Source organism: Pseudomonas sp. 9.3L (assembly GCF_058536285.1).
Window position 1 is genome coordinate 3,349,499 of sequence record NZ_JBZUBK010000001.1, and the last position, 21,287, is coordinate 3,370,785.

At 60.6% G+C, this 21,287-nt stretch carries 20 protein-coding genes; 5 read left to right on the top strand and 15 right to left on the bottom strand.

The annotated features are described in order from the left end of the window. Window positions 1-51 precede the first annotated feature (51 nt). Complete coding sequence (gene dspII / locus AC4LE2_RS15580) at window positions 52-1,155, top strand: enoyl-CoA hydratase/isomerase DspII (protein WP_491826617.1); 1,104 nt, start codon at window positions 52-54, stop codon at window positions 1,153-1,155. Between the two features lie 178 nt (window positions 1,156-1,333). Here the strand turns inward: dspII and AC4LE2_RS15585 are convergent, their stop codons facing one another. From AC4LE2_RS15585 to ppc, 7 genes are all read right to left on the bottom strand, one after another. Next, a complete protein-coding gene (locus AC4LE2_RS15585) occupies window positions 1,334-1,723 on the bottom strand; it encodes a hypothetical protein (RefSeq protein ID WP_491826618.1) in 390 nt (129 codons plus the stop codon). Window positions 1,724-1,814: 91 nt separating this feature from the next. Continuing rightward, entirely contained in the window at window positions 1,815-2,495 is a 681-nt protein-coding gene (locus AC4LE2_RS15590) for an extensin-like domain-containing protein (protein WP_491826619.1), read from the bottom strand. 15 nt (window positions 2,496-2,510) lie between these two features. Continuing rightward, a complete protein-coding gene (locus AC4LE2_RS15595) occupies window positions 2,511-3,380 on the bottom strand; it encodes a DUF72 domain-containing protein (RefSeq protein WP_491828152.1) in 870 nt (289 codons plus the stop codon). Further along, window positions 3,377-3,676 (bottom strand): hypothetical protein, encoded by a 300-nt coding sequence (locus AC4LE2_RS15600; protein WP_491826620.1) that lies wholly within the window; start codon window positions 3,674-3,676, stop codon window positions 3,377-3,379. Before AC4LE2_RS15600 ends, AC4LE2_RS15595 begins: the two co-directional genes overlap by 4 nt. Before the next feature lie 144 nt (window positions 3,677-3,820). Then, window positions 3,821-4,504 (bottom strand): tRNA (adenosine(37)-N6)-threonylcarbamoyltransferase complex dimerization subunit type 1 TsaB, encoded by a 684-nt coding sequence (tsaB, locus tag AC4LE2_RS15605; RefSeq protein WP_491826621.1) that lies wholly within the window; start codon window positions 4,502-4,504, stop codon window positions 3,821-3,823. A gap of 79 nt (window positions 4,505-4,583) precedes the next feature. After that, window positions 4,584-5,231 (bottom strand): adenylate kinase, encoded by a 648-nt coding sequence (gene adk, locus AC4LE2_RS15610; protein WP_491826622.1) that lies wholly within the window; start codon window positions 5,229-5,231, stop codon window positions 4,584-4,586. A 250-nt stretch (window positions 5,232-5,481) separates the two neighbouring features. Further along, on the bottom strand, window positions 5,482-8,148 hold the full coding sequence (ppc, locus tag AC4LE2_RS15615) for a phosphoenolpyruvate carboxylase (protein ID WP_491826623.1): 2,667 nt from the start codon (window positions 8,146-8,148) through the stop codon (window positions 5,482-5,484). A gap of 165 nt (window positions 8,149-8,313) precedes the next feature. Between ppc and AC4LE2_RS15620 the strand changes: the two genes are divergently transcribed. From AC4LE2_RS15620 to lptF, 3 genes are all read left to right on the top strand, one after another. After that, a complete protein-coding gene (locus tag AC4LE2_RS15620; protein WP_491826624.1) occupies window positions 8,314-8,715 on the top strand; it encodes a pilin assembly protein in 402 nt (133 codons plus the stop codon). 144 nt (window positions 8,716-8,859) lie between these two features. Further along, the gene (locus tag AC4LE2_RS15625) at window positions 8,860-9,273 is read left to right on the top strand and encodes a DUF4398 domain-containing protein (RefSeq protein ID WP_491826625.1); all 414 of its coding nucleotides are present in this window, start codon (window positions 8,860-8,862) and stop codon (window positions 9,271-9,273) included. Window positions 9,274-9,309: 36 nt separating this feature from the next. Further along, window positions 9,310-10,092: a lipotoxin F family OmpA-related lipoprotein LptF gene (lptF, locus tag AC4LE2_RS15630; protein WP_491826626.1), complete on the top strand. Its 783-nt coding sequence runs from the start codon at window positions 9,310-9,312 to the stop codon at window positions 10,090-10,092. Window positions 10,093-10,267: 175 nt separating this feature from the next. Here lptF and AC4LE2_RS15635 read toward each other — a convergent pair whose 3' ends face one another. From AC4LE2_RS15635 to prfB, 7 genes are all read right to left on the bottom strand, one after another. Then, window positions 10,268-10,723, bottom strand: a complete 456-nt coding sequence (locus tag AC4LE2_RS15635) for a CesT family type III secretion system chaperone (RefSeq protein ID WP_491826627.1) — start codon at window positions 10,721-10,723, stop codon at window positions 10,268-10,270. Window positions 10,724-10,766: 43 nt separating this feature from the next. Beyond that, on the bottom strand, window positions 10,767-12,308 hold the full coding sequence (locus AC4LE2_RS15640) for an AAA family ATPase (RefSeq protein ID WP_491826628.1): 1,542 nt from the start codon (window positions 12,306-12,308) through the stop codon (window positions 10,767-10,769). A gap of 237 nt (window positions 12,309-12,545) precedes the next feature. Beyond that, complete coding sequence (locus AC4LE2_RS15645; protein ID WP_491826629.1) at window positions 12,546-13,439, bottom strand: alpha/beta hydrolase; 894 nt, start codon at window positions 13,437-13,439, stop codon at window positions 12,546-12,548. Further along, window positions 13,423-14,700 (bottom strand): flavohemoglobin expression-modulating QEGLA motif protein, encoded by a 1,278-nt coding sequence (locus AC4LE2_RS15650; RefSeq protein ID WP_491826630.1) that lies wholly within the window; start codon window positions 14,698-14,700, stop codon window positions 13,423-13,425. The genes AC4LE2_RS15645 and AC4LE2_RS15650 overlap by 17 nt, the downstream gene beginning before the upstream one ends. 29 nt (window positions 14,701-14,729) lie before the next feature. After that, the gene (locus AC4LE2_RS15655) at window positions 14,730-15,281 is read right to left on the bottom strand and encodes a hypothetical protein (protein ID WP_491826631.1); all 552 of its coding nucleotides are present in this window, start codon (window positions 15,279-15,281) and stop codon (window positions 14,730-14,732) included. 60 nt (window positions 15,282-15,341) lie between these two features. Beyond that, the gene (gene lysS, locus AC4LE2_RS15660; RefSeq protein ID WP_491826632.1) at window positions 15,342-16,844 is read right to left on the bottom strand and encodes a lysine--tRNA ligase; all 1,503 of its coding nucleotides are present in this window, start codon (window positions 16,842-16,844) and stop codon (window positions 15,342-15,344) included. 100 nt (window positions 16,845-16,944) lie between these two features. Next, a protein-coding gene (prfB, locus tag AC4LE2_RS15665) for a peptide chain release factor 2 (RefSeq protein ID WP_491826633.1) occupies window positions 16,945-18,040 on the bottom strand; the annotation gives its coding sequence in 2 pieces (ribosomal slippage) (window positions 16,945-17,967 and window positions 17,969-18,040; 1,095 coding nt in all). 425 nt (window positions 18,041-18,465) lie between these two features. On the opposite strand from prfB, the gene AC4LE2_RS15670 reads away from it, so the two are divergent. Beyond that, window positions 18,466-20,085, top strand: a complete 1,620-nt coding sequence (locus tag AC4LE2_RS15670; RefSeq protein WP_491826634.1) for a glucan biosynthesis protein D — start codon at window positions 18,466-18,468, stop codon at window positions 20,083-20,085. 56 nt (window positions 20,086-20,141) lie between these two features. Here the strand turns inward: AC4LE2_RS15670 and AC4LE2_RS15675 are convergent, their stop codons facing one another. Beyond that, a complete protein-coding gene (locus AC4LE2_RS15675; protein WP_491826635.1) occupies window positions 20,142-21,248 on the bottom strand; it encodes an NADH:flavin oxidoreductase/NADH oxidase in 1,107 nt (368 codons plus the stop codon). Between the last annotated feature and the right edge of the window lie 39 nt (window positions 21,249-21,287).

Sequence of the window (21,287 nt, forward strand, 5' to 3'; positions counted from 1 at the left end):
CCGGCCTGCGTGTGGCCCTATAATTCCAATCAGCGCTGAACCGAGGTTGTGATGAATCTGAGTTTTGAAGAGCTTATCGGGGTCAATGGCGCCCACATTGGCGTCGCCACCCTGGATGCCCCCACGTCCCTGAATGCGCTGTCGCCGCCGATGATCGAGGGCTTGCTGGAAAAACTCGACGCCTGGGAGAAGAACCCGCGCATCGCCTGTGTACTATTGCGCGGCAATGGCCCCAAAGCCTTTTGCGCAGGGGGTGATGTACGCGCGCTGGTGGCCGCCTGTCGTGCACAACCGGGCGAGGTGCCTGCCTTGGCAGCCAGCTTCTTCGAACATGAATACCGCCTGGACTACCGGCTGCATACCTATTCGCGCCCCGTGATCTGTTGGGGTCACGGCTTTGTGTTGGGCGGGGGCATGGGGTTGTTGCAGGGCGCAGCCATTCGCATCGTTACGCCCAGCAGCCGGTTAGGTATGCCCGAGGTCAGTATCGGGCTGTACCCCGATGTGGGGGCTGGCTGGTTCTATAACCGGCTGCCCGGCAAGCTGGGCCTGTTCCTGGCCCTGACCGGCGCCCAGGTCAACGGCACCGATGCCCTGGAGCTCGGGTTGGCGGACCGCTTGCTGCGCGACGACCAGCAGGACGCGCTGATCGATGGGCTGGTGCAACTCAACTGGCAGGAGGGCGCTGACGTTCAACTGATCAGCCTGCTACGGGCACTGGAGCACGAAGCCCTGTCAGATAGGCCACCGAGCGCCTGGATGGCGCGCAGGGCCGCCATCGACGCCCTGCTGGACGTGGCAGGGCCGGTCCAGGCCTGGCACGCTATCGCCGGCTGGCGCGACCACGCCGACCCACAGGTTGCGCAGGCAGCCCGTAACCTTGTGAGTGGTTGCCCGCTCACCGTGCACCTGGCCTGGCACCAGCTAAAGCGTGCCCGGCGATTGTCCCTGGCCGATGTGCTGCGTATGGATTACGGCTTGAGCCTTAATTGCTGCCGTTACCCGGAGCTTACCGAAGGTGTGCGGGCGCGCCTGGTGGATAAAGACAACACGCCCCGCTGGCATTGGCCTGACGTAGCCGCCATTCCCGACGCCGTGGTAAACGCGCACTTCAGCCCGGTGTGGGAAGGCAGGCATCCCCTGGCTGATTTATAACCAGGCCTAGGGTCTGTATGAAATGGTTTGGAACGAAGGTCAGGCCGGGCCTCGCAGGCAAGGCGAAACCGGCGAGGAAGCGGACCGGGCTGGCGATCCAGTTTACTGATCGTAAATGAGCATTCCTCGCCGGTTTTTAACGCAGCATCACCGAGTGCCAATTCATTTCGTACAGAGCCTAGCGATGCCCACGGCCGCCCCGCCCAGGCCCACCGTGACCCCAGCCATGCCCACCACCAGGGCCATCACGCCAGCCGCCGCCATGGCCTTGCCAGCCTGGGCGGCCACCTCCTCGCCAATAGCCCGGTGGGCCGTCTCGCCAACCACGGGAAGGCCCATCGCGCCAGATCACGGGTGGCGCCGGGCGGTAATACACCGGTGGAGCCACGTAGTAGCGAGGCGCTGGCCGCACGTAGTAGCCCTGGGTATAGCCATAGGGGTAGGCATACTCGTAGGTGGGCACAGGTGCGCTATACACTTCGGTGCGTACATAGCTTTCAGACGCATAAGGTGCGCAACCGTCCAGCACGGTGCTCAGCGAAAGAATCAGTAATAGTGTGCGATACATGGGCGGCCTCCAGGACCGCAGAGGGGACTCTGCTCAACCTCAGACAGGATAAACGGGCACCCGTGCATTGTTGGAAATACTTCGAAATACATCAGCGACAGACAGACCAGCCGCCCATGTCCAGGTGAAAGTGATTACGGTGGGCAGCGTTGTAGTCAGGCCCCAACACCGTGCTGAATGCCTGGCAGGCGGCATTACGCGCCTGACGTAAAAACGCCCCCTCGGCGTCGTCGTTCCAGCCTTTCAATACGGTAATACGACGTCCATTGGCCAACTGGAAGGCTGAGAGGTCGAGGGCGTTGGCACTGGCATGTTCGCTTAACCGGCCTTGGCTTCGATGATAAACGTTGCGGCAGGCGAAGCTGCCCAAGTGCTCGATACGCGTGACGGGTGAATTGAAAGCCGCCATGGCGGCAGGCTGTAAGCCGTGGCGCTCGAATAAGGCAAAGGCCACCGCCAGCGGGCAGGTGGCCAAAAAACTGCTGCTCAGGCGGACTGGCCCACCACTGACGCGGTACACATGGCTTAAGCCGCAACGCTGACCAGGGGGTGAGTCGGCCTGCGCGCGAACGGTCAGGCTCGAGGTCGCCAGCGTCTCGGCGCAGCGCTGCGGGTCGCTGCGCAGGCGCATCAACTTGTAGGCTGTGAGCCAGTTGGGCGCATCTTCCACGTTCAGCGGTGCCCAGGGCACCCACCGCGCGGGTGGTGGCCATTGCCGCCAGGCCAAACCTGCCAACAGGGCAAACACTGCCATCAGGATCAGGCCTCGCATTGCACCCTCCCAGTGTCAGAGCAGGCCCAACTGAGCCGCCGCAGGTGATTCAGGCAGGGGGGCAAGCTCAGGCAGGCCAGGCAGGCGCCCCCTCAACCGCTCATGGAAATGCCGCGCCAGCGAAGGGGCATGACGGTTGTCTGCGGTATGCAGAAACACATAAGGGGTACGCCCCTCCTCGATCCACTCCGCCACCTTTTCTACCCAAGGCGTGAGGAATGCCTCGTTGGCCATCACCTCGGGCAAGCCAATGAAGCGTACCTGGGGCCGTTGAGTAAACGCAGCCGGCCGTGGCGGCACGTTGGGCTTTTTGTCCTGAGCATGGCGTATCGCAGGGTCTTGGGTAGTGACGCTGAACAGGGCCCGAGGGTCCAGGCAGATACGCTCTGTGCCGGTGTCCCTCAACAGGCGGTTGACGGCCCGTTCTTCCTCACCCTTGGCAAAGAACGCCGAATGCCGAAGCTCAATGGCAAGCGGCCGGGCAATGCGCTCAATGAACGCCGCCAACTCAGGCAACCGATTAGGGCCAAAGCTTGCGGGTAGCTGCAACCACACGGGCGCGACGCGTTGCCCGAGGGGCGCCAGCAGCCGCAGAAATTCTTCGGCGGCATCCAACTGCGGCATCAGGTCAGGCGCATGGCTAACATCACGAGGAAACTTGGCAGTGAACCGAAAATGCTCGGGCATTTCCCGCGCCCAACGGGCAACCGTGCTGTCAGCGGGCCGGGCGTAGAACGTCGTATTGCCTTCTACGGCGTTGAAGGTGCCGGCATACAAACCCAACCACTGGGCAGGAACAGAATCATTGGGGTACAGGTCACCGCGCCAGGCGGCATCGCTCCAGGAAGGGCAGCCAAGGTGGTACGGCAGGCTTGGCGTACTCAGATGTGTACGTCCAACCCAACCAGCTCGCCGTCCCAGTCGCCGAAACTGGCAGTGGTCAGGTAGCTCGCCAAGGCAGACGCCACGCGGGCGTTGATGCCCCGCAGAATATCGTCCTGGTAGCGAGACGGCAGCGTTGTCACGAGCGAACGGCCGCCACCGGCAGCAGGGCGCTGACGGGCTTCGATCACTTCAACATCCGCTGCTTGTTCATCGACCGCTTCGTCTACCCGCGAAATCCCTGTACGGGGCTTGCGCTTGATGGGGTATGACCGCGCTGCGACTCCGTCTATACGCATACCGGTTCTCAATGGCTGGTGGCACTGTGGCGGACTGTAGCCGCGTAGGCTTTACGCTGGTGTTAACTGGACCACATATCGCAAAAAAGGTTTATAGCCTGCCGTCGAAAAGCCTCGAAATCAGCACTGTTATGTACTATTAGGTCAGCCGCGCGGTGCGCCTTTCGGGGTTGCAACGTTATCACGCAAGTACACCGGCTGAGCATGCTCTGCGCTGATGGCTTCTCCTCGCGCCCAGGCAAAGGCTGCCAGGGCCAGTACGTCCTCGGCATGAGGCAAAGCCGTGGCGTCACAGGCCTGTGGCCGCACGGCCAGGCGGTCGGCATACCCCCACCCGGTACCGGCGCCATACCAGCGTGCCGATGAGTCGGCCGGCAGGGTCACCCACTGTGGCGGCAGCACCGCCTCAACGCCAACCAGGCGCATTTCACCCGCCTGGGCTTGGTAGCAGCCCCAATACACTTCCTCCATGCGGGCATCGATCGCCGCAGCCACCGACGCCTCGCCGTTGCGGCGCAGGGCACCTTGAGCCAGGGCAGCAAGGTTGGAAATACCCAGCACCGGACGGTCCAAGGCGAAGGCTAGCCCCTGAACCACGCCAATCGCGATACGCACCCCTGTAAAGGCGCCCGGCCCGCGCCCGAAAGCGATGGCGTCTACCGCACTCAGGGCCACGCCGGCATCACCCAGCAGTTGCTGGATCATGGGCAGTAGTTTTTGGGCATGCAGCCGAGGAATGACTTCGTAATGGCTCAGGACCTTGCCGTCATGCAGCAGGGCAACGGAACAGGCTTCAGTGGCGGTATCGAGGGCCAACAGGGTGGGCATTGCGGTATCCGGGCAGAAAAAGGCAGGCAGTATAAGCGACGAAAGCCCGCGAACGGGCTCTCGAATGCCAAGCGGGCACTTAGCTTAGAGCATGGACAACCTTGGCAGTTATAGCCTCCACCGTGCCCACGCCTTGGATCTGGGCGTACTTAGGCTTGCCTTGCTCGGCGGAAAGGTTCTGGTAGAAATCCACCAGCGGCTTGGTTTGTTCGTGATACACGCTCAAGCGGTGACGCACGGTGGCTTCGGTATCGTCGGCGCGATGGATAAGGTCTTCACCGGTGACGTCATCCTTGCCTGCTACGCGCGGCGGGTTGAACACGGTGTGGTAGACCCGGCCGGAGGCTTCATGCACGCGGCGCCCGGCGATACGCTTGACGATTTCTTCGTCCTCGACGTTGATCTCGACCACGTAGTCCAGCACTACATTGGCCGCTACCAGGGCCTGAGCCTGCGGAATGGTGCGCGGGAAGCCATCGAACAGAAAGCCCTTGGCGCAATCAGGCTGGGCGATACGCTCCTTGACCAAGGCAATGATCAAGTCGTCGGAGACCAGGCCGCCGCTGTCCATCACGCTCTTGGCCTTCAGGCCCAGTTCAGTACCTGCCTTGACGGCAGCGCGCAGCATGTCACCCGTGGAGATCTGCGGAATACTGAATTTTTCGGTGATGAACTTGGCCTGCGTACCTTTCCCGGCTCCGGGAGCTCCCAGCAGAATCACGCGCATCGATGTGCTCCTCAAATGTTTTTTTATATGACAACGCCGGTGCCCCAGGAGAAAACCTAACTACCAGCGAGCCACCGATACAATCGGGCTGACCGAATAATCGGCCAAAAGGCTGACCAAGATACACAGCCGCTCGGAGGCAGACAAGCCGTCTACCGTCCCAGAAACGCTCTACGCGCGCCCTGGGGCGACAGGCCACGGCCGCGCCGCTCGAACAAGGCCTTGCCTCAGGCGCGCGAGCCAGTACCGGCTAACCGGTGTTGCGCAACCCTGCGGCTATCCCCGCCACGGTGACCAGCAGTGCCTGCTCAAGCCCGCTACCCGGTGCGCCTTCACGGGCTCGGGCGCGTGCCAGCAATTCGGTTTGCAGGCGGTGCAGTGGGTCCAGGTACGTGTTGCGCACGGCAAAGAACGCCAGGGTTTCGGGGTTGCTGGCGAGCAGCCGCGGCTGCCCTGTGACTGCCAGGACCTGCTGCGTGCAGTGCGACAATAGGTCGCGCAGTTCAATACCCAAGGGTCGCAGTGCCTCACGCACCAGGCGTTCGTCATATTGCAGTGCGATATGGGCATCGGCTTTGGCCAGGACCATCTCCAGCATGTCGATCCGGGTGCGGAAAAACGGCCACTGCTCACGCATGGTGTGTAGCAGCGGGCCATCGCCTCGTTTCAGCGCATTGCCCAGGGCAGTTTCCCAGCCCAGCCAGGCGGGCAGCATCAACCGGGTTTGGGTCCAGCCAAAAATCCAGGGGATCGCCCGCAAACTCTCGATGCCGCCCTGACGTCGCTTAGCGGGCCGGCTACCCAGCGGTAGCAGCCCCAGCTCCTGCTCAGGGGTGGACTGGCGGAAATACTCAACGAACTCAGGGTGCTCCCGCACGATACGGCGGTAGGCCTGCACGCCATCGCTGGCCAGGCGGTCCATTTGCTCGCGCCAGGCAGGCGCTGGCGGGGGTGGCGGCAGCAGGGTTGCCTCCAGCACGGCCGACAGGTACAGGTTGAGGTTCTGCTCGGCAATGGCTGGCAAGCCAAACTTGAACCGGATCATTTCGCCTTGTTCGGTGGTGCGGAAACGCCCCGCTACTGAGCCAGGCGGTTGCGACAGGATCGCCGCGTGAGCCGGGCCACCGCCGCGCCCCACCGTGCCGCCACGGCCATGGAACAGCAGCAGCGGCACCCCTTGCGCCTCGCACAGCCGAACCAGCGTTTCCTGGGCGCGGTACTGGGCCCACGCTGCCGCCGTGGTGCCCGCATCCTTGGCAGAGTCGGAATACCCAATCATGACCTCTTGAGGGCCTTCAAGCCCCGCGAGGTAGCTGGGTAGCGCCAGCAAGCGCTCGATCACCGGCCCCGCGTTGTCGAGGTCCGCCAGGGTTTCGAACAACGGCACCACCCGCATGGGCCGGCGCAGCCCGCTTTCCTTGAGCAGCAATTGCACTGCCAGCACATCGGAAGCGGCACCGGCCATGGAAATCACGTAAGAGCCCAGCGCGGCAGCGGGCGCTTGCGCCACTTCCTTGCAGGTCGCCAGCACTTCGGCGGTATCGGCCGACGGGTCAAAATACGCAGGCAGCAACGGCCTGCGGTTGCTTAGCTCACTCAAGAGGAAGGCCACGCGGGCATCTTCGTCCCAGTCTTCGTAACGACCCAGCCCCAAATACTCGGTTATTTCGGTCATGGCCGAGCAGTGTCGAGCGGCGTCCTGGCGCGCATCCAGGCGCACGAGGAACAGGCCGAACGTCACGGCTCGGCGGATGCAGTCAAGCAAGGGGCCGTCTGCGATCACGCCCATGCCGCAGGCGTGGAGCGATTCAAAGCACAGCATCAGCGGCGCCAACAACTGCGCGTTGTCTTGCAGCACCGCGTCGTCCTGGGGTGGCCTGCCTTTGAGCGCCGACTGCGCCCAGGCACGGGTCGCCCTTAGCCGCTCGCGCAGCTGTTTGAGTACCTGTCGGTAAGGCTCGTCGCACTCACCGGTGTGGGCACGCAACGCGTCGCTGGCGTGCTGCATAGACAATTCCGCCGCCAGTTGGTCGACGTCCCGCAGAAACAGGTCGGCGGCCATCCAGCGCGCCAGCAGCAACACCTCACGGGTCACGGCTGCGGTCACGTTAGGGTTCCCGTCACGGTCGCCGCCCATCCAGGACGCAAAGCGAATCGGCGCGGCGTCCAGCGGCAAGGGCTGGCCGGTGGCGGCAAACAGGGCAGCGTCTACCTTACGCAGGTGGCTGGGAATTGCGTGCCATAGGGAGTGTTCGATGACCGCAAAACCCCACTTGGCTTCGTCCACCGGTGTGGGGCGGCTACGGCGAATCTCGTCGGTGTGCCAGCCTTCGGCAATCAACCGTTGCAGGCGCTCACGAATGGCGGCCTGCTCGACGCTGGTGAGGTCCTGGTGATCCAGCTCGGCAAGCTGCGCGGCAATCGCGTCGTACTTCTGGATCAGCGTACGCCGGGCCACTTCAGTGGGGTGGGCAGTCAACACCAGCTCGATCTCCAACCCGCTCACATCCTGAGCCAGCCGTTCGGGGCTGTGCCCTGCAGTCCGTAACCGCGCGAGCAGGTCAGGAAGGCGGGCGGCGTACAACGCATCGGTCGCTGGGTCGCTGGCGGCCTCGGTTGCTGCGTCGCCTTCCGGCCGCCTGCGGATAAGCTGGTACTGCTCGGCGATGTTGGCCAGGTTCAGGAAATGGCTGAACGCTCGGGCCACGGGGAGCAATTCCTCCTCTGACAAGCTGTCCAGGCTCTCACGCAACTGAGCGCGGCTGGCCTCAGAGGTGCGGCGGTCAGCCTTGGCACCCAAGCGGATGCGCTCGATTTTCTCCAGAAATGCCTCGCCGTATTGCCGGGCAATGGTGGAGCCCAACAGCTCGCCCAGCACATGCACCCGCTCACGCAGGCGTGCGTCGATCTCGCTCATCTCGTGTCTCCGTCAAAGGGGCACAGCCGTAGCAGGATAGCGCAGCGGCACTGAACGCGGCGGGGCAAAACCGCTCAATACCCCTGTGGCCACCGTCCTGCCTCTGAACATCGCGATCAGGCGGTTGACCCTGCTTTACTCGATCATCCGACCTATGAGGTGCCCATGAAAATCCGTGAGCTTGCCCGCCACTGGGAACAGAACGCAAAAGGCCGCCTGACCAAGACGGCTTACAGCATCCATTTGGACGTGGAGGCCGCCGCCCGCCTGGCGGCCTTGGCCGAGATGTACCCCAAGCACCACGCCGAGGAGCTGCTTGGCGAGCTAATCGGTGCCGCGCTGGAGGAGCTGGAAACCAGCTTCCCCTATGAGCCAGGCACCAAGGTTATTGCCACTGACGAGGAAGGCGACCCTATGTATGAAGACGAGGGCCCTACTCCTCGCTACCTGGCGCTGTCGCGTCGTCACCTTCAAGAAATGAACGAAACCGACGCCGACGCGCCCAAGGGTGACGCGCCGCCCGCTACGCACGCGCTGCGCACGGCCAGGCCACCCAGCCCGGTTTAGATGAAAAAACAAACGCAGCGGGCGGATTTGTGAACTATTCAAAAAACACTTGAGTCCCAAACGTTAGCCATTGCAGTAGATGCGATTACCGGCCATGCCGCCGTACGCCGCTGCCATGCACACGGTGTTTTTGAGGACCCTCCTATGGAGTTGATGATCATGAAGACTTGCACTGCCAAACCCTCGTCCAACGCTTTCCGTGGGCTCAAGCTTGCAGCATTGGCGCTGGGCAGCAGCTTAGTACTGGCCGGTTGCGCCGGTAACCCGCCAACCGAGCAATATGCGCTGGCTCAATCGGCCGTCAACAGCGCGGTAAGCGCCGGTGGTACCCAGTACGCTGCAGTTGAAACCAAGTCCGCTCAGGACAAGTTCAAAGCTGCTGAAATCGCCATGCACGACGAAAACTACGACAAAGCCAAGATGCTGGCCGAGCAAGCCGAATGGGACGCTCGTGTCGCAGAACGCAAGGCACAGGCCGCCAAGGCGCAAAAGGCGGTGGATGACTCCCGCCAGGCCGTTGACCAACTGCGCCAGGAAGGCATGCGCAGCGCTCAGTAATTGCCCTTGCACTTTGGACTTATAAGGAAGACTCCCATGCGTAAACACTTGATGTTCCCTGCCCTCTTGGCCGTGGCCGTAAGCTTGAGCGCCTGCTCGCAGGACCCGAACGCCCACCTGGAAAGCGCCCGCACCAACTTCTCGTCGCTGCAGACCAACCCGAAGTCGGCCACCCTGGCGGCGCTGGAGACCAAAGACGCCTCCGAATGGCTGGACAAGGCTGACAAAGCCTTCCGCAATGGCGACGACGAAAAGAAGGTCGATCAACTGGCTTACCTGACCAACCAGCGTGTTGAGTTCGCTAAGCAGACCATCGCCCTGCGCACGTCCGAAGACGACATCAAGAACGCTGCCGCCATGCGTGCTCAAGCCCAGCTTGATGCCCGTGACGCCCAGATCAAGAAACTGCAGAACAGCCTCAACGCCAAGCAGACCGAACGCGGCACCCTGGTCACCTTCGGCGACGTGCTGTTTGACCTGAACAAATCCGAGCTCAAGCCTAGCGGCATGACCAACGTCATCCAGCTGGCTCAGTTCCTGCGGGACAACCCGGATCGCCAGGTGATCATCGAAGGTTACACTGACGCTACCGGTTCGGATTCTTACAACCAGAATCTGTCTCAGGCGCGCGCCACTTCTGTGATGGCTGCTCTGGTTCGTCAGGGCGTAGATGCCAAGCGCATCGTTGCCCAGGGCTATGGCAAGCAGTATCCCGTTGCTGACAACAGCAGCAGTTCGGGCCGTGCCATGAACCGTCGCGTGGAAGTGACCATCTCCAACGACAACCAGCCAGTCGCGCCACGTTCTTCGATGAAGTAAGCGGCTCGGTTGTAGCGGGAATGCTCGCTGTTGGGCTAAGTTTGTGTAGGGAACAGCTCAGCGTGGCACCCAAGGCCTGAGTCCGGTATTGCGCCGGGCTTAGGCCTTTTAGTTTCAGCGTGGTGCGGTTTTAGTCATGGGCTCGGTTGCGCTTACGAAGTGCTATGAAACATCGCTATGCCGAGTACGCGCCAAGCCGGCTTCTATTAAGCCCTGATGCCCCACTGCCGAGCTTAGGCAGCGCAGGCGTTTTGCTTTCCAGCATCAAGCCGACTTCCTTGGCTGTGCGAACGAACCTTTCAAATAACCTGTGCAGTGAACTTGAGTCCAGCTGACTGAGCCGCTCCTGTACCCACAGGATGATTTTTTTATCCTGCGCAGACGCGCTGATTTGAACCTGCGGAAGCTCGCAAAATAAATTCCGTTCGAGCAGCGACCATAGCAATTCAGGCGATGCCTGCTTGATGCCGCCTACATTAGCCACCAGGATCACGCTCCCTTCCCAATTGCAGATCATATTCACTTTGAGCCCACCCTCAAGCTCTATGAAAACCTGATTTTCTTGGATTTTCGACGCTTCAATCTTCAACGTTTTTAACAATGGCGCAATAATTTTTTCGAAACTTTCCATCGGATCCCACTCTACCTCTGTTTGATTTTAAACCGCGGTTCGCTTAGTCCCAAGAAGGGGGCTGGTTGCCAGCGAGCGCAGTGTCTGGAGGAATGACATCGCCTGGTGTTGGTCGACCCTTGGCTTGGGCATATTGGATCTCAATAGAATCCCTTATTTCATCCATGGTCTTGGGCTTGCCTTGTTGCAAGCCTGAGGCAACAAAATGGACCATGTTTTCAGCAGAGTTCTCCAAGAACCGTACCCCTGGGAAGTTTTCCGTATCGAACTCTATAAGTTGATCCTTACGGGTTTCGCAGGTGCTTAATAGTCTTTTATAAAGTTCGCTAGACAAACTCTTTTTATAAACTTCAGCGGCTTGCTTGATGACATTCCCAGCCACCTTGAACTTTGCTTCTTCTGAAACTTCTCGAATAATTATTTGAGGCATCCTGGTCTGCATAGCCCCATCCGTGAGGGGATCATTGCTGCCGACTAGAACAATAGCTCGACTCCAATCAATACTCGCGTCATAACCACCGATTTTCAACTCTTTGTTATTCGGGTCCAGAAGAAGCTTGAGCTCATTGAGGTTATCATGGGTAAGCTTCAACTCGTCGATAAAAATAATAGGATTGGAATAACCTGCAGCTATCATTTTCATCGGCAACTCACCGATCACCTTATCATCTGGCTCGGTTGAAGCAGCATAGGAAGCAGGATAGGGGAAGCCTTTTAATTGCCCTATGGACTTGCCGTTGAGATTCAACTCTATCAAGGGCGCATTCAGGGCTTTAGCAATAAGCTTAACCAAGCGTGTTTTCCCCACCCCGCCTGGGCCTTGAAGATAGGCTTGGGAACGGACCGCCCGATCACTTTGAGAATTGGCAGCAATGCGCTGAACCAGCGTTTCGATGGTGGCCGCGTTCAACTTCGGATAGTCATTTATTAAGGCATTTAGATCCTTATAAAAGCTATCTTTTGATGCCGGGTCCACAAAGTTTGCAAAGGGCTTGACCTCAGTGGGTCGCGCTAGCAGTACGAGCTCGCGGTGCCTTATTTTTTGCTGAAACCACACCGCACCTTCGCCCCGAGGAGATTTTATGGCCTGAGCAACTTCATCATCCAACGCTTTAACAGCCTTTTTGATATCCGCAGGGTAGTTTTCTAAGTTAGTGGCTTTCTTCAAATTTTTATAAGTTTCTATTTCTGCATCCAGCTCGCCAACCGTACTCTTATGTACCACGGTGCTCACTGTGCTTCGGATCAGCGAAGTGGTAGCCACTGTAAGAGAGCTTACGGCGGCTTGAGCGATATGCCCTTGGCTGCTGCGCTCCTCATTCATCATGACTGAACTCGCATAGCCAACCACGGCCGCACTGGCGGCGGTACCTAGTACATCCTGCAGGGCATCACCCGCATTTCTGACCAGCTCTTTTCCTGTAAGCGCTGGAGAAAACTTGCCAGTGGCTACTTGGGCGTCGGCCAATTTCGCTTTTTGCCGATCAATCAACGGTAGCAACGCCAGCTCAGCCTGCCGTGCCTTGTGTGGCGCTTCCAACTCGCCTGCAATGTGCGCGCCCAAGGCTGCGCTGTAGTGGTCCATTTGGCTTGAAATGCTTGGCACTCTGCCCTCCCGCTCTATGATTACGGTGGATGTAACACGTACTCCTCAGTAGGGAGCGGGGGGCTGAGTCGCGTCCTGGAACCAATTGGTTCCATTTAAGCGTCTCGCATCGCTTCATTCGGCTTGTTGGAAAGCGCTTTATGAGGTACACCCAAGATAGGGCGCGCGCAATCACACACCCCAACAACGTCCCATCTACGAGGCCCAACGGCGCTGCTACGGGTAATTGGGTATCTCGCCCAGCCGCCTTAGCCCATTGAAATGGCTGGGGTCTTCCAGGAAGTTGAGCATGACCTGACGGTACGTGGGGTCGGCGAAGGTCTGTACATGCGCGCCCCGGGTCAATTGCAGCACCCGAGGCGGCGGTAGCGCTTTGTACAAGGCAATGCCGTTATCCAGTGGCACCACGGGATCGTCCAGGCTCTGGAACAGCAATTTGGGCACGCCGCCCACGTTTGGCGCGGCGCTCAATGCGCTGTCTGCGTCAGGCACCAGCCAGGAGAGGGGCACCTGAAACGGCCAGGTAAGCCAAGACGTACTCAGGGCAAAGCGCCCCACCTTGCGGTAGCTGGCGGGCGCACCGTCGAATATCAGCGCCGAGAAACGGCTGGCCTCCTGCGGGTGCGCCGCCAGGTAGTGAATGGCCAACGCCCCACCTAGGCTTTGCCCCAACAACACCAGCGGCCTGCCTTGAGCGGCAGGCGCCTGCTGCAGCCACTTCATGGCGGCCTCGATGTCCAAGTACACACCCGGCAGCCCCGCTTTCCCCTCAGAGCGGCCGTAGCCTCGGTAATCGAGCAACAACACCTGATAGCCCGCCCCTGGAAGCCACCAACTGCCTCCCAAATGCCGGGATAAGTTACCGCCGTTACCGTGCAGGTGCAGCACCGTGCCTTTGACCTCAACCCCAGGCTTGGCGGGCAGCCACCAGGCATGCAGGCGTACACCATCGGCACTTACCAGCGTGACATCCTGATAGCCCAGGCGAGCGACCTCCGGCGTAAACGGCTCCCCCGGCTCAGGGTAGAACAACAGGCTGCTGCACCCTGCAACGCTTAGCCAACTGGCGGCCAACAGGGCACGCCCAAGGCCCTTAAAGGATGTTGGCATAATCCGCCTCGATCCGATCCAGGCTCAGGTGGTTGAGGAAGTTGGAGAAACACATCCAGGCGGCCAGTGCGTTCATGTCCCGGAACTGTTCAGGCAGGTACTTGGGCGCAACCACCAGGCCTTCATCCACCAGTTGGCGCAGCGTACGCATGTCCTCCAGGGTGGTCTTGCCGCAGAACAGCAACGGCACCTGCTCCAGCTTGCCCTTGCGCACGGCGAGCTGAATGTAGTTGTAGACCATGATAAAGCCCTTCAGGTAGGAGAGGTCTTTGGTAAAGGGCAGGCCCGTGGGCGTAGAGCCACGGAATACACGGCTGGCATTGCCGTAGCTGTCCTCCATGCTAAAGCCCTGCTCTTGGAACCAGTCGAACACCTGAATGAAGTCCGCGCCCTCCTCCACCATATGAATGGCGCGGGTGCGGTTGGTGAGCTTGCGCAAGCGGCTAGGGTAGGAAGCGAACGCAATCACTTCCATGAGAATCGCCAGGCCCTCTTGGGTCACCGTCGAAGAGGGCGGCCCTTTGGACAGGAAGGTACAAATAGGCTGGTTGAGGCCGTTGAGGGTGGTGCCCACATGCACTAGCCCTTCGTGAACCTCCAACGCGCGTACGTCCCGCTGATTGAACATCGCATCGGCACGTACCTTGATGTAGTCGGCCCCCGCCGCCGCGTCCGCGACGATGCCATCGGACTCAAACACCCGAATGGTTTCCTTGCCTTCGCCGAACACGGTGTTGAGCCGGCTTTGCAGCAAGGCGACGGCATCCTTGGCGGTCAGCGTCTTGGCTTCGTCCTTGAGGTCGCCGCGGCCATCAATCTTATTGAGGTAGTCCGACAACATCAGGCCCAGGTCTGACAACGTAGGGTCGCCGGCGTGGAAGGCATCGGACGCCGCGCCGTAAAGCTCTTGGGAAATCAAGCCAAAGTCTTCGGTACCCCGGGCCTCCAACATCCGCACCACCATGCGGTATTCCCGGCACATGCGCCGCATGATCTGCCCCACCGGGTTGAACTGGCCCAGTTGGCGGGTAACGTCACGTTCGATGTTTTGAAATTCCAGTTTCACTGCCGCGGCATCAAACCCCAAGGGCCGCCCTTGGTACCAGGCACGGTCCACGGCGGGCATGACCTTGCCCTTGGCGTCTAGAAATGTACGGCGAATCGTCTCGTCCCACTTCACCGCATCGAGAATGCGGATAGGGGTTTGCGCAGTAACGATGCGATCGGACAATGCCCGGACACTTTGCTGATAATCGTCCATCGGCCTTTCCTTGCAATGAATGGGTGCGATCAGTGCGCAATGCGCGTGTAGCGGGCTACCTCTGTAAATACATCGGAGTTTGCAGGGTCGTCCAGCCAGGCGAACACCGTCGCGGGCGGCGACCGTAGCGCAACCCCTTGCCCGTCTCGTGTCTCAAAGCGGTCGCCTGCCAGGGCACCTGCGGCAATCGCCTGTTGCAGGCGCTCCAGGTCAAGGCTGTAGACCACCAACTCCCCCGCTTCGGTCAATTCGAAACCCACCATCGCGAACCGCCCACCATAGGCTTTGGCCATAGGTGCGGCCGCGTACCAACGGCCGGCATGGTGGCTGACGCTGAAGGTGACTTGATCGTGGGGAGAGGCTGCACCCTTCTGATAGCTGACGGCACTGTAGCGGCCCTGACTGGCGGGCTGGATGGTCAGCTTGAGGTGATCGCCCCAGGCATCGCGGGCCTGCCACTGCCCCATCAGGGCAACAGGGGCCTGTTCGCCTGGCGCGAACGGCTCGTCGAGCGTGGCCAGGCAGCCCGCCAGGCTTATGCAGGTCAGCGCAACCGCGAGCAGCACACGCCAGGCCTTCATACATGCTCCTTCAGCCCGCTCGCGAGCGCTGCCACGGTGATGGGGGTAGTGACCGCCAGGTTACGCCTGAGGCCGCATGTGCGGGAAGAGAATCACATCGCGGATGGACGGTGAGTTGGTCAGCAACATCACCAGCCGGTCGATGCCGATGCCTTCGCCCGCAGTGGGTGGCATGCCGTATTCGAGTGCGCGTACGAAGTCTGCGTCGTAGTGCATGGCTTCGTCGTCACCGGCGTCCTTGTCCGCCACTTGCGCCATGAAGCGGGCGGCCTGGTCCTCGGCGTCGTTGAGCTCCGAATAGGCGTTGGCGATTTCACGACCGCCAATGAACAGCTCGAAGCGGTCGGTGACGTTCGGGTTGTCGTCGTTGCGGCGGGCCAGCGGCGACACCTCGAACGGGTACTGGGTAATGAAGTGCGGCTGCTCCAGCTTGTGCTCGACCATTTCCTCGAAAATCATGACCTGCAACTTGCCCAAGCCTTCAAAGCCCAGCACCTTGGCGCCTGCCTTTTTGGCAAGGGCGCGGGCCTTGTCGAGGTCGTTGAGGTCGTCGGCGCTCAACTCAGGGTTGTACTTGAGGATGGAATCGAACACCGACAGGCGCACGAACGGCTCGCCAAAGTGGAACACCTTGTCACCGTACGGCACGTCAGTGGTGCCCAAAACGGCCTGGGCCAGTTCGCGGAACAGCTCCTCGGTGAGGTCCATGTTGTCTTCGTAGTCGGCGTAAGCCTGGTAGAACTCCAACATGGTGAACTCAGGGTTGTGCCGGGTGGAAACCCCTTCGTTACGGAAGTTGCGGTTGATCTCGAAGACTTTTTCAAAGCCACCGACCACCAGGCGCTTGAGGTACAGCTCCGGTGCGATGCGCAGGAACATTTCCATGTCCAAGGCATTGTGGTGGGTTTCGAATGGCTTGGCCGCAGCGCCCCCTGGGATGGTCTGCAACATGGGGGTTTCGACTTCAAGGAAGTCACGCTTCATAAGGAAGCTGCGAATGTGCGCGATCACCTGGGAGCGGACGCGGAAGGTTTCGCGCACGTCTTCGTTGACGATGAGGTCGACGTAGCGCTGGCGATACCGCTGCTCGGTGTCGGTGAGGCCATGATGCTTGTCCGGTAGCGGCCGCAGGGATTTGGTGAGCAAGCGCACGCTAGTCATTTCGACATACAGGTCGCCCTTGCCGGAGCGGGCCAGGGTACCTTCGGCCGCGATGATATCGCCCATGTCCCAGGTTTTGACCTGGGCCAGGGTGTCTTCAGATAGCGTTTTACGGTTGACGTACACCTGAATGCGGCCAGACATGTCCTGGATGACCATGAACGAGCCACGGTTGAGCATGATGCGACCGGCAACCTTGACCGGAATGGCCGCCTCGGCGAGCGCCTCTTTGGTGCTGTCGACGTACTGCTTCTGCAAGTCGCCTGCATAGTTGTCACGACGAAAATCGTTGGGGAAGGCCTGGCCCTGGGCGCGTACGGCGGCAAGTTTTTCCTTGCGCAGCGCGATCAGGTTGTTTTCTTCCTGTTGCAGGTCTTGCGGGTCGAGTTGTTGGTCGCTCATGTTTTCAGATTTTCCATCACGGGTTCGTTGCTCCAGGCTACGGGGCCGGGATCTCGGGCAGGCCGGGGGCGAGCACCATGGAGCCCGCCCGCTGCAGCGGTTACAGCCCTTGTTTCAAGCTGGCTTCCAGGTACTCGTCGAGGTCACCGTCCAGTACTTTGTCGCAGTCGCTGCGCTCTACGCCGGTACGCAGGTCTTTGATACGCGAGGCATCGAGCACGTAGGACCGGATCTGGTGGCCCCAGCCGATGTCGGACTTGGTGTCTTCCAGCGCTTGGGACGCCGCGTTTCGCTTTTGCACTTCCTGCTCGTACAAGCGGGCCCGCAGCATTTTCATGGCGGTGTCTTTGTTGGCGTGCTGGGAGCGCTCGTTCTGGCAGCTGACAACGGTGTTGGTGGGCACGTGGGTGATCCGCACCGCTGAGTCTGTGGTGTTAACGTGCTGGCCGCCCGCGCCAGAGGAGCGGTAAGTGTCGATACGCAGGTCGGCAGGGTTGATCTCGATTTCGATGTTGTCGTCGATTTCTGGCGACACAAACACCGCCGTGAACGACGTATGGCGGCGGTTGCCGGAGTCGAAGGGGCTTTTACGCACCAGGCGGTGAACGCCGATTTCGGTGCGCAGCCAGCCGAACGCGTACTCGCCCTTGATGTGCAAGGTAGCGCCCTTGATGCCGGCCACTTCGCCTTCGGACAGCTCCATGATGGTGGTGTCGAAGCCGCGTTTGTCTGCCCACCGCAGGTACATGCGCAACAGCATGTTGGCCCAGTCCTGGGCTTCGGTGCCGCCTGACCCCGCCTGGATGTCCAGGTAGGCGTTGTTCGCGTCCATCTCGCCGCTGAACATACGGCGGAATTCGAGTTTTTCCAGGGTGCCCTGCAAGCGGGCCAGTTCACTGACGATATCGCCTACCGCGCTTTCGTCATCTTCATCCACCGCCATGTCGAGCAGCTCACGGGCATCGGCCAGGCCGCTGGCCATTTCGTCGAGGGTTTCGACGATAGTCGCCAGGGTGGCGCGCTCACGGCCCAGGTTCTGGGCGTACTCAGGGTTGTTCCAGACATTCGGATCTTCAAGCTCGCGGTTGACTTCGGTCAGGCGCTCATGCTTTTGATCGTAGTCAAAGATACCCCCGAATGGTTTCGGAGCGCTCTTTCAGGTCCTTGATGGTGTTCAGGATCGGATTGATTTCCATGGCGACGGCACACTCAGTTCAAAAGCCGGTGAGTATAGCATGGGGCACTTGCCCCGTAGCAGCCTGGCTTGCCAGCGATAGCGTGTGGGAGCCAACGGCAGTTGGCGAAAGGCGAGGCCACCATGCAGGCCTTCGACCACTGTCGCTGGCGCATTGTCCAGTTCTTCACTGTCACTGCCTGGGAATCAACACGCACGCGAAAGCACGGGAGTATAGACCACCGTTCATCCAGCCAGGCGGGAGTTTGCGTCTAGCGAGCGGCCTGCAGCCACGACCCTCAAGTGTGGGGTCGTGAACCAAAATGGCTTTCACTGCTCTACACAGCCCGTGGAGCAAAGGAGGGCCGCGACACATCGACCACCTTTGCGATTGCGTCCGGCACCTGTCCTTGGCTAACGTTCGGCATTTTAAGTAAAGGGTTGCCTATGCACCGCAGAAGTCTGTTGAAAGCCTCCATGGCCCTGGCGGCCTACACCGGCCTGGCGTCAAGTACGTTGTTTTCCGCTGGAGCCCTGGCGGCCACGGCTAATGGTGACGCCGAGCACTTCGACTTCGAAGGCCTCAAGGCAAAGGCAAAGGCGCTGGCCGCCAAGCCGTACACCGACCGCAAGCAACAATTGCCGCCTACCCTGGCGACCATGACCCCGCAGCAGTTCAACGCCATTCAATACGACGCCAACCACTCGCTCTGGAAGGACGTAAAAGGCCAGTTGGACGTGCAGTTTTTCCATGTGGGCATGGGTTTCCGGACCCCGGTGCGCATGTACAGCGTAGACCCGGCAAGCCGTCAGGCACGGGAAGTGCATTTCCGCCCGGAGCTGTTCAACTACAACGACAGCAAGGTGGACCAGGCGCAGCTCAAGGGCGACCTGGGCTTCTCGGGCTTCAAGCTGTTCAAGGCCCCGGAAATCGCCAGCCACGATATCGTGTCGTTCCTGGGTGCCAGCTACTTCCGCGCGGTAGACACCACCAAGCAATACGGCCTGTCGGCACGGGGCCTGGCCGTGGACACCTTCGCCAAGCACCAGGAAGAGTTCCCTGATTTCACTGCGTTCTGGTTCGAAACCCCGCACAAGAACGCCACCCGTTTCGTGGTCTACGCCCTGCTTGAATCACCCAGTGCCACCGGCGCTTACCGCTTCGACGTGGACTGCCGTGCCGAGAAGGTGGTGATGGAAGTCGACATGCAGGTCACTGCCCGCACGGCCATCGAGCAGTTGGGCATCGCACCCATGACCACCATGTTCAGCTGCGGCACCCACGAACGCCGGATGTGCGACACCATTCACCCGCAGATTCATGACTCCGACCGCCTGGCCATGTGGCGCGGCAACGGCGAGTGGATTTGCCGGCCGCTGAACAACCCGGCCAAGCTGCAATTCAATACCTTCGCCGATAAAGACCCGAAGGGGTTCGGCCTGCTGCAGACCGACCATGACTTTGCCAGCTATCAAGACACCGTGGATTGGTACAGCAAGCGCCCAAGCCTGTGGGTCGAGCCCACCACGGCCTGGGGTGAAGGCAGTATCGACCTGCTGGAAATCCCGACCACGGGTGAAACCCTGGACAATATCGTGGCCTTCTGGTCGCCCAAGACGCCAGTGGCTGCGGGCGATACCTTAAACTTTGGCTACAAGCTGCACTGGAGCGCGCTGCCCCCGATCGGCACGCCTCTGGCGCGGGTACAGGCCACACGCTCCGGCATGGGTGGTTTCCTCGAAGGTTGGGCGCCAGGCGAGCATTACCCGGAAACCTGGGCGCGGCGCTTTGCGGTGGACTTCACCGGCGGCGGCCTGGATCGACTGCCACAGGGTACCGGCATTGAGCCGGTGGTGACGGTCTCAAACGGCAAGGTGCAGGATTTCCATGTGCTGGTGCTGCCGGACATCAAAGGCTACCGCATCATCTTCGACTGGTACCCCACCAGCGATAGCGTAGCGCCGGTGGACATGCGTTTGTTCATCCGCACCAGCGACCGCACCTTGAGCGAAACCTGGTTGTACCAGTACTTCCCGCCTGCGCCTGAGCTGCGCAAGTACGTGTAAGTACCGCGGTACCTGACAGGTTGCGCCTTGGCAAAGGCGCAACCTCAAGGCCAGCGTCAGTCGCGCAGGTTGGACTCGTGAATCGGCTGGTCCCGGTGAGTCGCACGTTGATACTGCGCCGGCCACACCGCCTGGCGACCACCCAAGGCTTCATCCGCACTCAGTGGCCAATAGGGGTCACGCAGTAATTCCCTCGCCAAGAAAATCAGGTCTGCCTGACCGGTACGCAGAATGTGCTCGGCCTGGGCGGGGTCAGTGATCATGCCCACCGTGCCTGTAGGAATCTCAGCTTCTTTGCGCACGCGTTCGGCAAATTGGGTCTGGTAACCCGGCCCCGTCGGGATTTCTGCCTTGGCAGCGGTGCCCCCAGACGACACGTCCACCAGGTCCACGCCCAATGCCTTCAGGCGACGGGACAATTCCACGGTCTCATCAGGGTTCCAGCCCTCGTCCACCCAGTCGGTAGCCGACACCCGCACGAACACTGGAAGGTTCGCCGGCCACAGGTCACGTATCACTTTCGTCACTTCCAGCAGCAGCCGGATGCGGTTATCGAAACTGCCGCCGTACTGGTCACTGCGCCGGTTGCTCAAGGGCGACATGAACTGATGGAGCAGGTAACCATGGGCCGCATGGATTTCCATCACTTCGAAGTTGGCGGTAAGGGCTCGCCTTGCGGCAGCAGCGAAGGCTTCGATCACTTGGACGATCTCGCCTTCGGTCAATTCCGTAGGGCGGGTATGCTCGGGGTCGAACGCAATGGGCGACGGCGCGGTGGGTATCCAACCGCCTTCGTCCAAGGTCACGCTGCCATGCTTGCCTAGCCACGGCCGCCAGGTACTGGCCTTACGCCCGGCATGGCCCAGCTGTACGCCCGCCACGGCACCTTGGGATTTGATGAAGCGGGTGATGCGCTGCAGCATGGGAATGTGGTCGTCTTTCCACAGGCCCAAATCTTCAGGAGTAATACGCCCATCAGCGGTTACCGCCGTGGCCTCGAAAATCACTAGGCCAGCGCCGCCGGTAGCGCGGCTGCCCAGGTGAACCAAATGCCAGTCATTGGCAAAGCCGTCTTCAGACGAGTATTGGCACATAGGGGAGACCACAATGCGATTGCGCAGGGTCAATTCCCGTAGGGTATAGGGTTCCAACAGCAGGCTCATGAAGCACCTCTCAAGGGGAAGGGGCAGGCTGCAGTAAGC

Excerpts from the sequence above, each read along its gene's own strand:
- AC4LE2_RS15635 (WP_491826627.1), bottom strand. The coding sequence starts at position 10,723 with ATGGAAAGTTTCGAAAAAATTATTGCGCCATTGTTAAAAACGTTGAAG.
- AC4LE2_RS15640 (WP_491826628.1), bottom strand. The coding sequence starts at position 12,308 with ATGGACCACTACAGCGCAGCCTTGGGCGCGCACATTGCAGGCGAGTTG.
- AC4LE2_RS15600 (WP_491826620.1), bottom strand. The coding sequence starts at position 3,676 with ATGCGTATAGACGGAGTCGCAGCGCGGTCATACCCCATCAAGCGCAAG.
- ppc (WP_491826623.1), bottom strand. The coding sequence starts at position 8,148 with ATGAGCGAGATCGACGCACGCCTGCGTGAGCGGGTGCATGTGCTGGGC.
- lysS (WP_491826632.1), bottom strand. The coding sequence starts at position 16,844 with ATGAGCGACCAACAACTCGACCCGCAAGACCTGCAACAGGAAGAAAAC.
- AC4LE2_RS15620 (WP_491826624.1), top strand. The coding sequence starts at position 8,314 with ATGAAAATCCGTGAGCTTGCCCGCCACTGGGAACAGAACGCAAAAGGC.
- dspII (WP_491826617.1), top strand. The coding sequence starts at position 52 with ATGAATCTGAGTTTTGAAGAGCTTATCGGGGTCAATGGCGCCCACATT.
- AC4LE2_RS15670 (WP_491826634.1), top strand. The coding sequence starts at position 18,466 with ATGCACCGCAGAAGTCTGTTGAAAGCCTCCATGGCCCTGGCGGCCTAC.
- AC4LE2_RS15655 (WP_491826631.1), bottom strand. The coding sequence starts at position 15,281 with ATGAAGGCCTGGCGTGTGCTGCTCGCGGTTGCGCTGACCTGCATAAGC.
- tsaB (WP_491826621.1), bottom strand. The coding sequence starts at position 4,504 with ATGCCCACCCTGTTGGCCCTCGATACCGCCACTGAAGCCTGTTCCGTT.
- AC4LE2_RS15645 (WP_491826629.1), bottom strand. The coding sequence starts at position 13,439 with ATGCCAACATCCTTTAAGGGCCTTGGGCGTGCCCTGTTGGCCGCCAGT.
- adk (WP_491826622.1), bottom strand. The coding sequence starts at position 5,231 with ATGCGCGTGATTCTGCTGGGAGCTCCCGGAGCCGGGAAAGGTACGCAG.
- AC4LE2_RS15585 (WP_491826618.1), bottom strand. The coding sequence starts at position 1,723 with ATGTATCGCACACTATTACTGATTCTTTCGCTGAGCACCGTGCTGGAC.
- lptF (WP_491826626.1), top strand. The coding sequence starts at position 9,310 with ATGCGTAAACACTTGATGTTCCCTGCCCTCTTGGCCGTGGCCGTAAGC.
- AC4LE2_RS15590 (WP_491826619.1), bottom strand. The coding sequence starts at position 2,495 with ATGCGAGGCCTGATCCTGATGGCAGTGTTTGCCCTGTTGGCAGGTTTG.
- AC4LE2_RS15650 (WP_491826630.1), bottom strand. The coding sequence starts at position 14,700 with ATGGACGATTATCAGCAAAGTGTCCGGGCATTGTCCGATCGCATCGTT.
- AC4LE2_RS15675 (WP_491826635.1), bottom strand. The coding sequence starts at position 21,248 with ATGAGCCTGCTGTTGGAACCCTATACCCTACGGGAATTGACCCTGCGC.
- AC4LE2_RS15625 (WP_491826625.1), top strand. The coding sequence starts at position 8,860 with ATGGAGTTGATGATCATGAAGACTTGCACTGCCAAACCCTCGTCCAAC.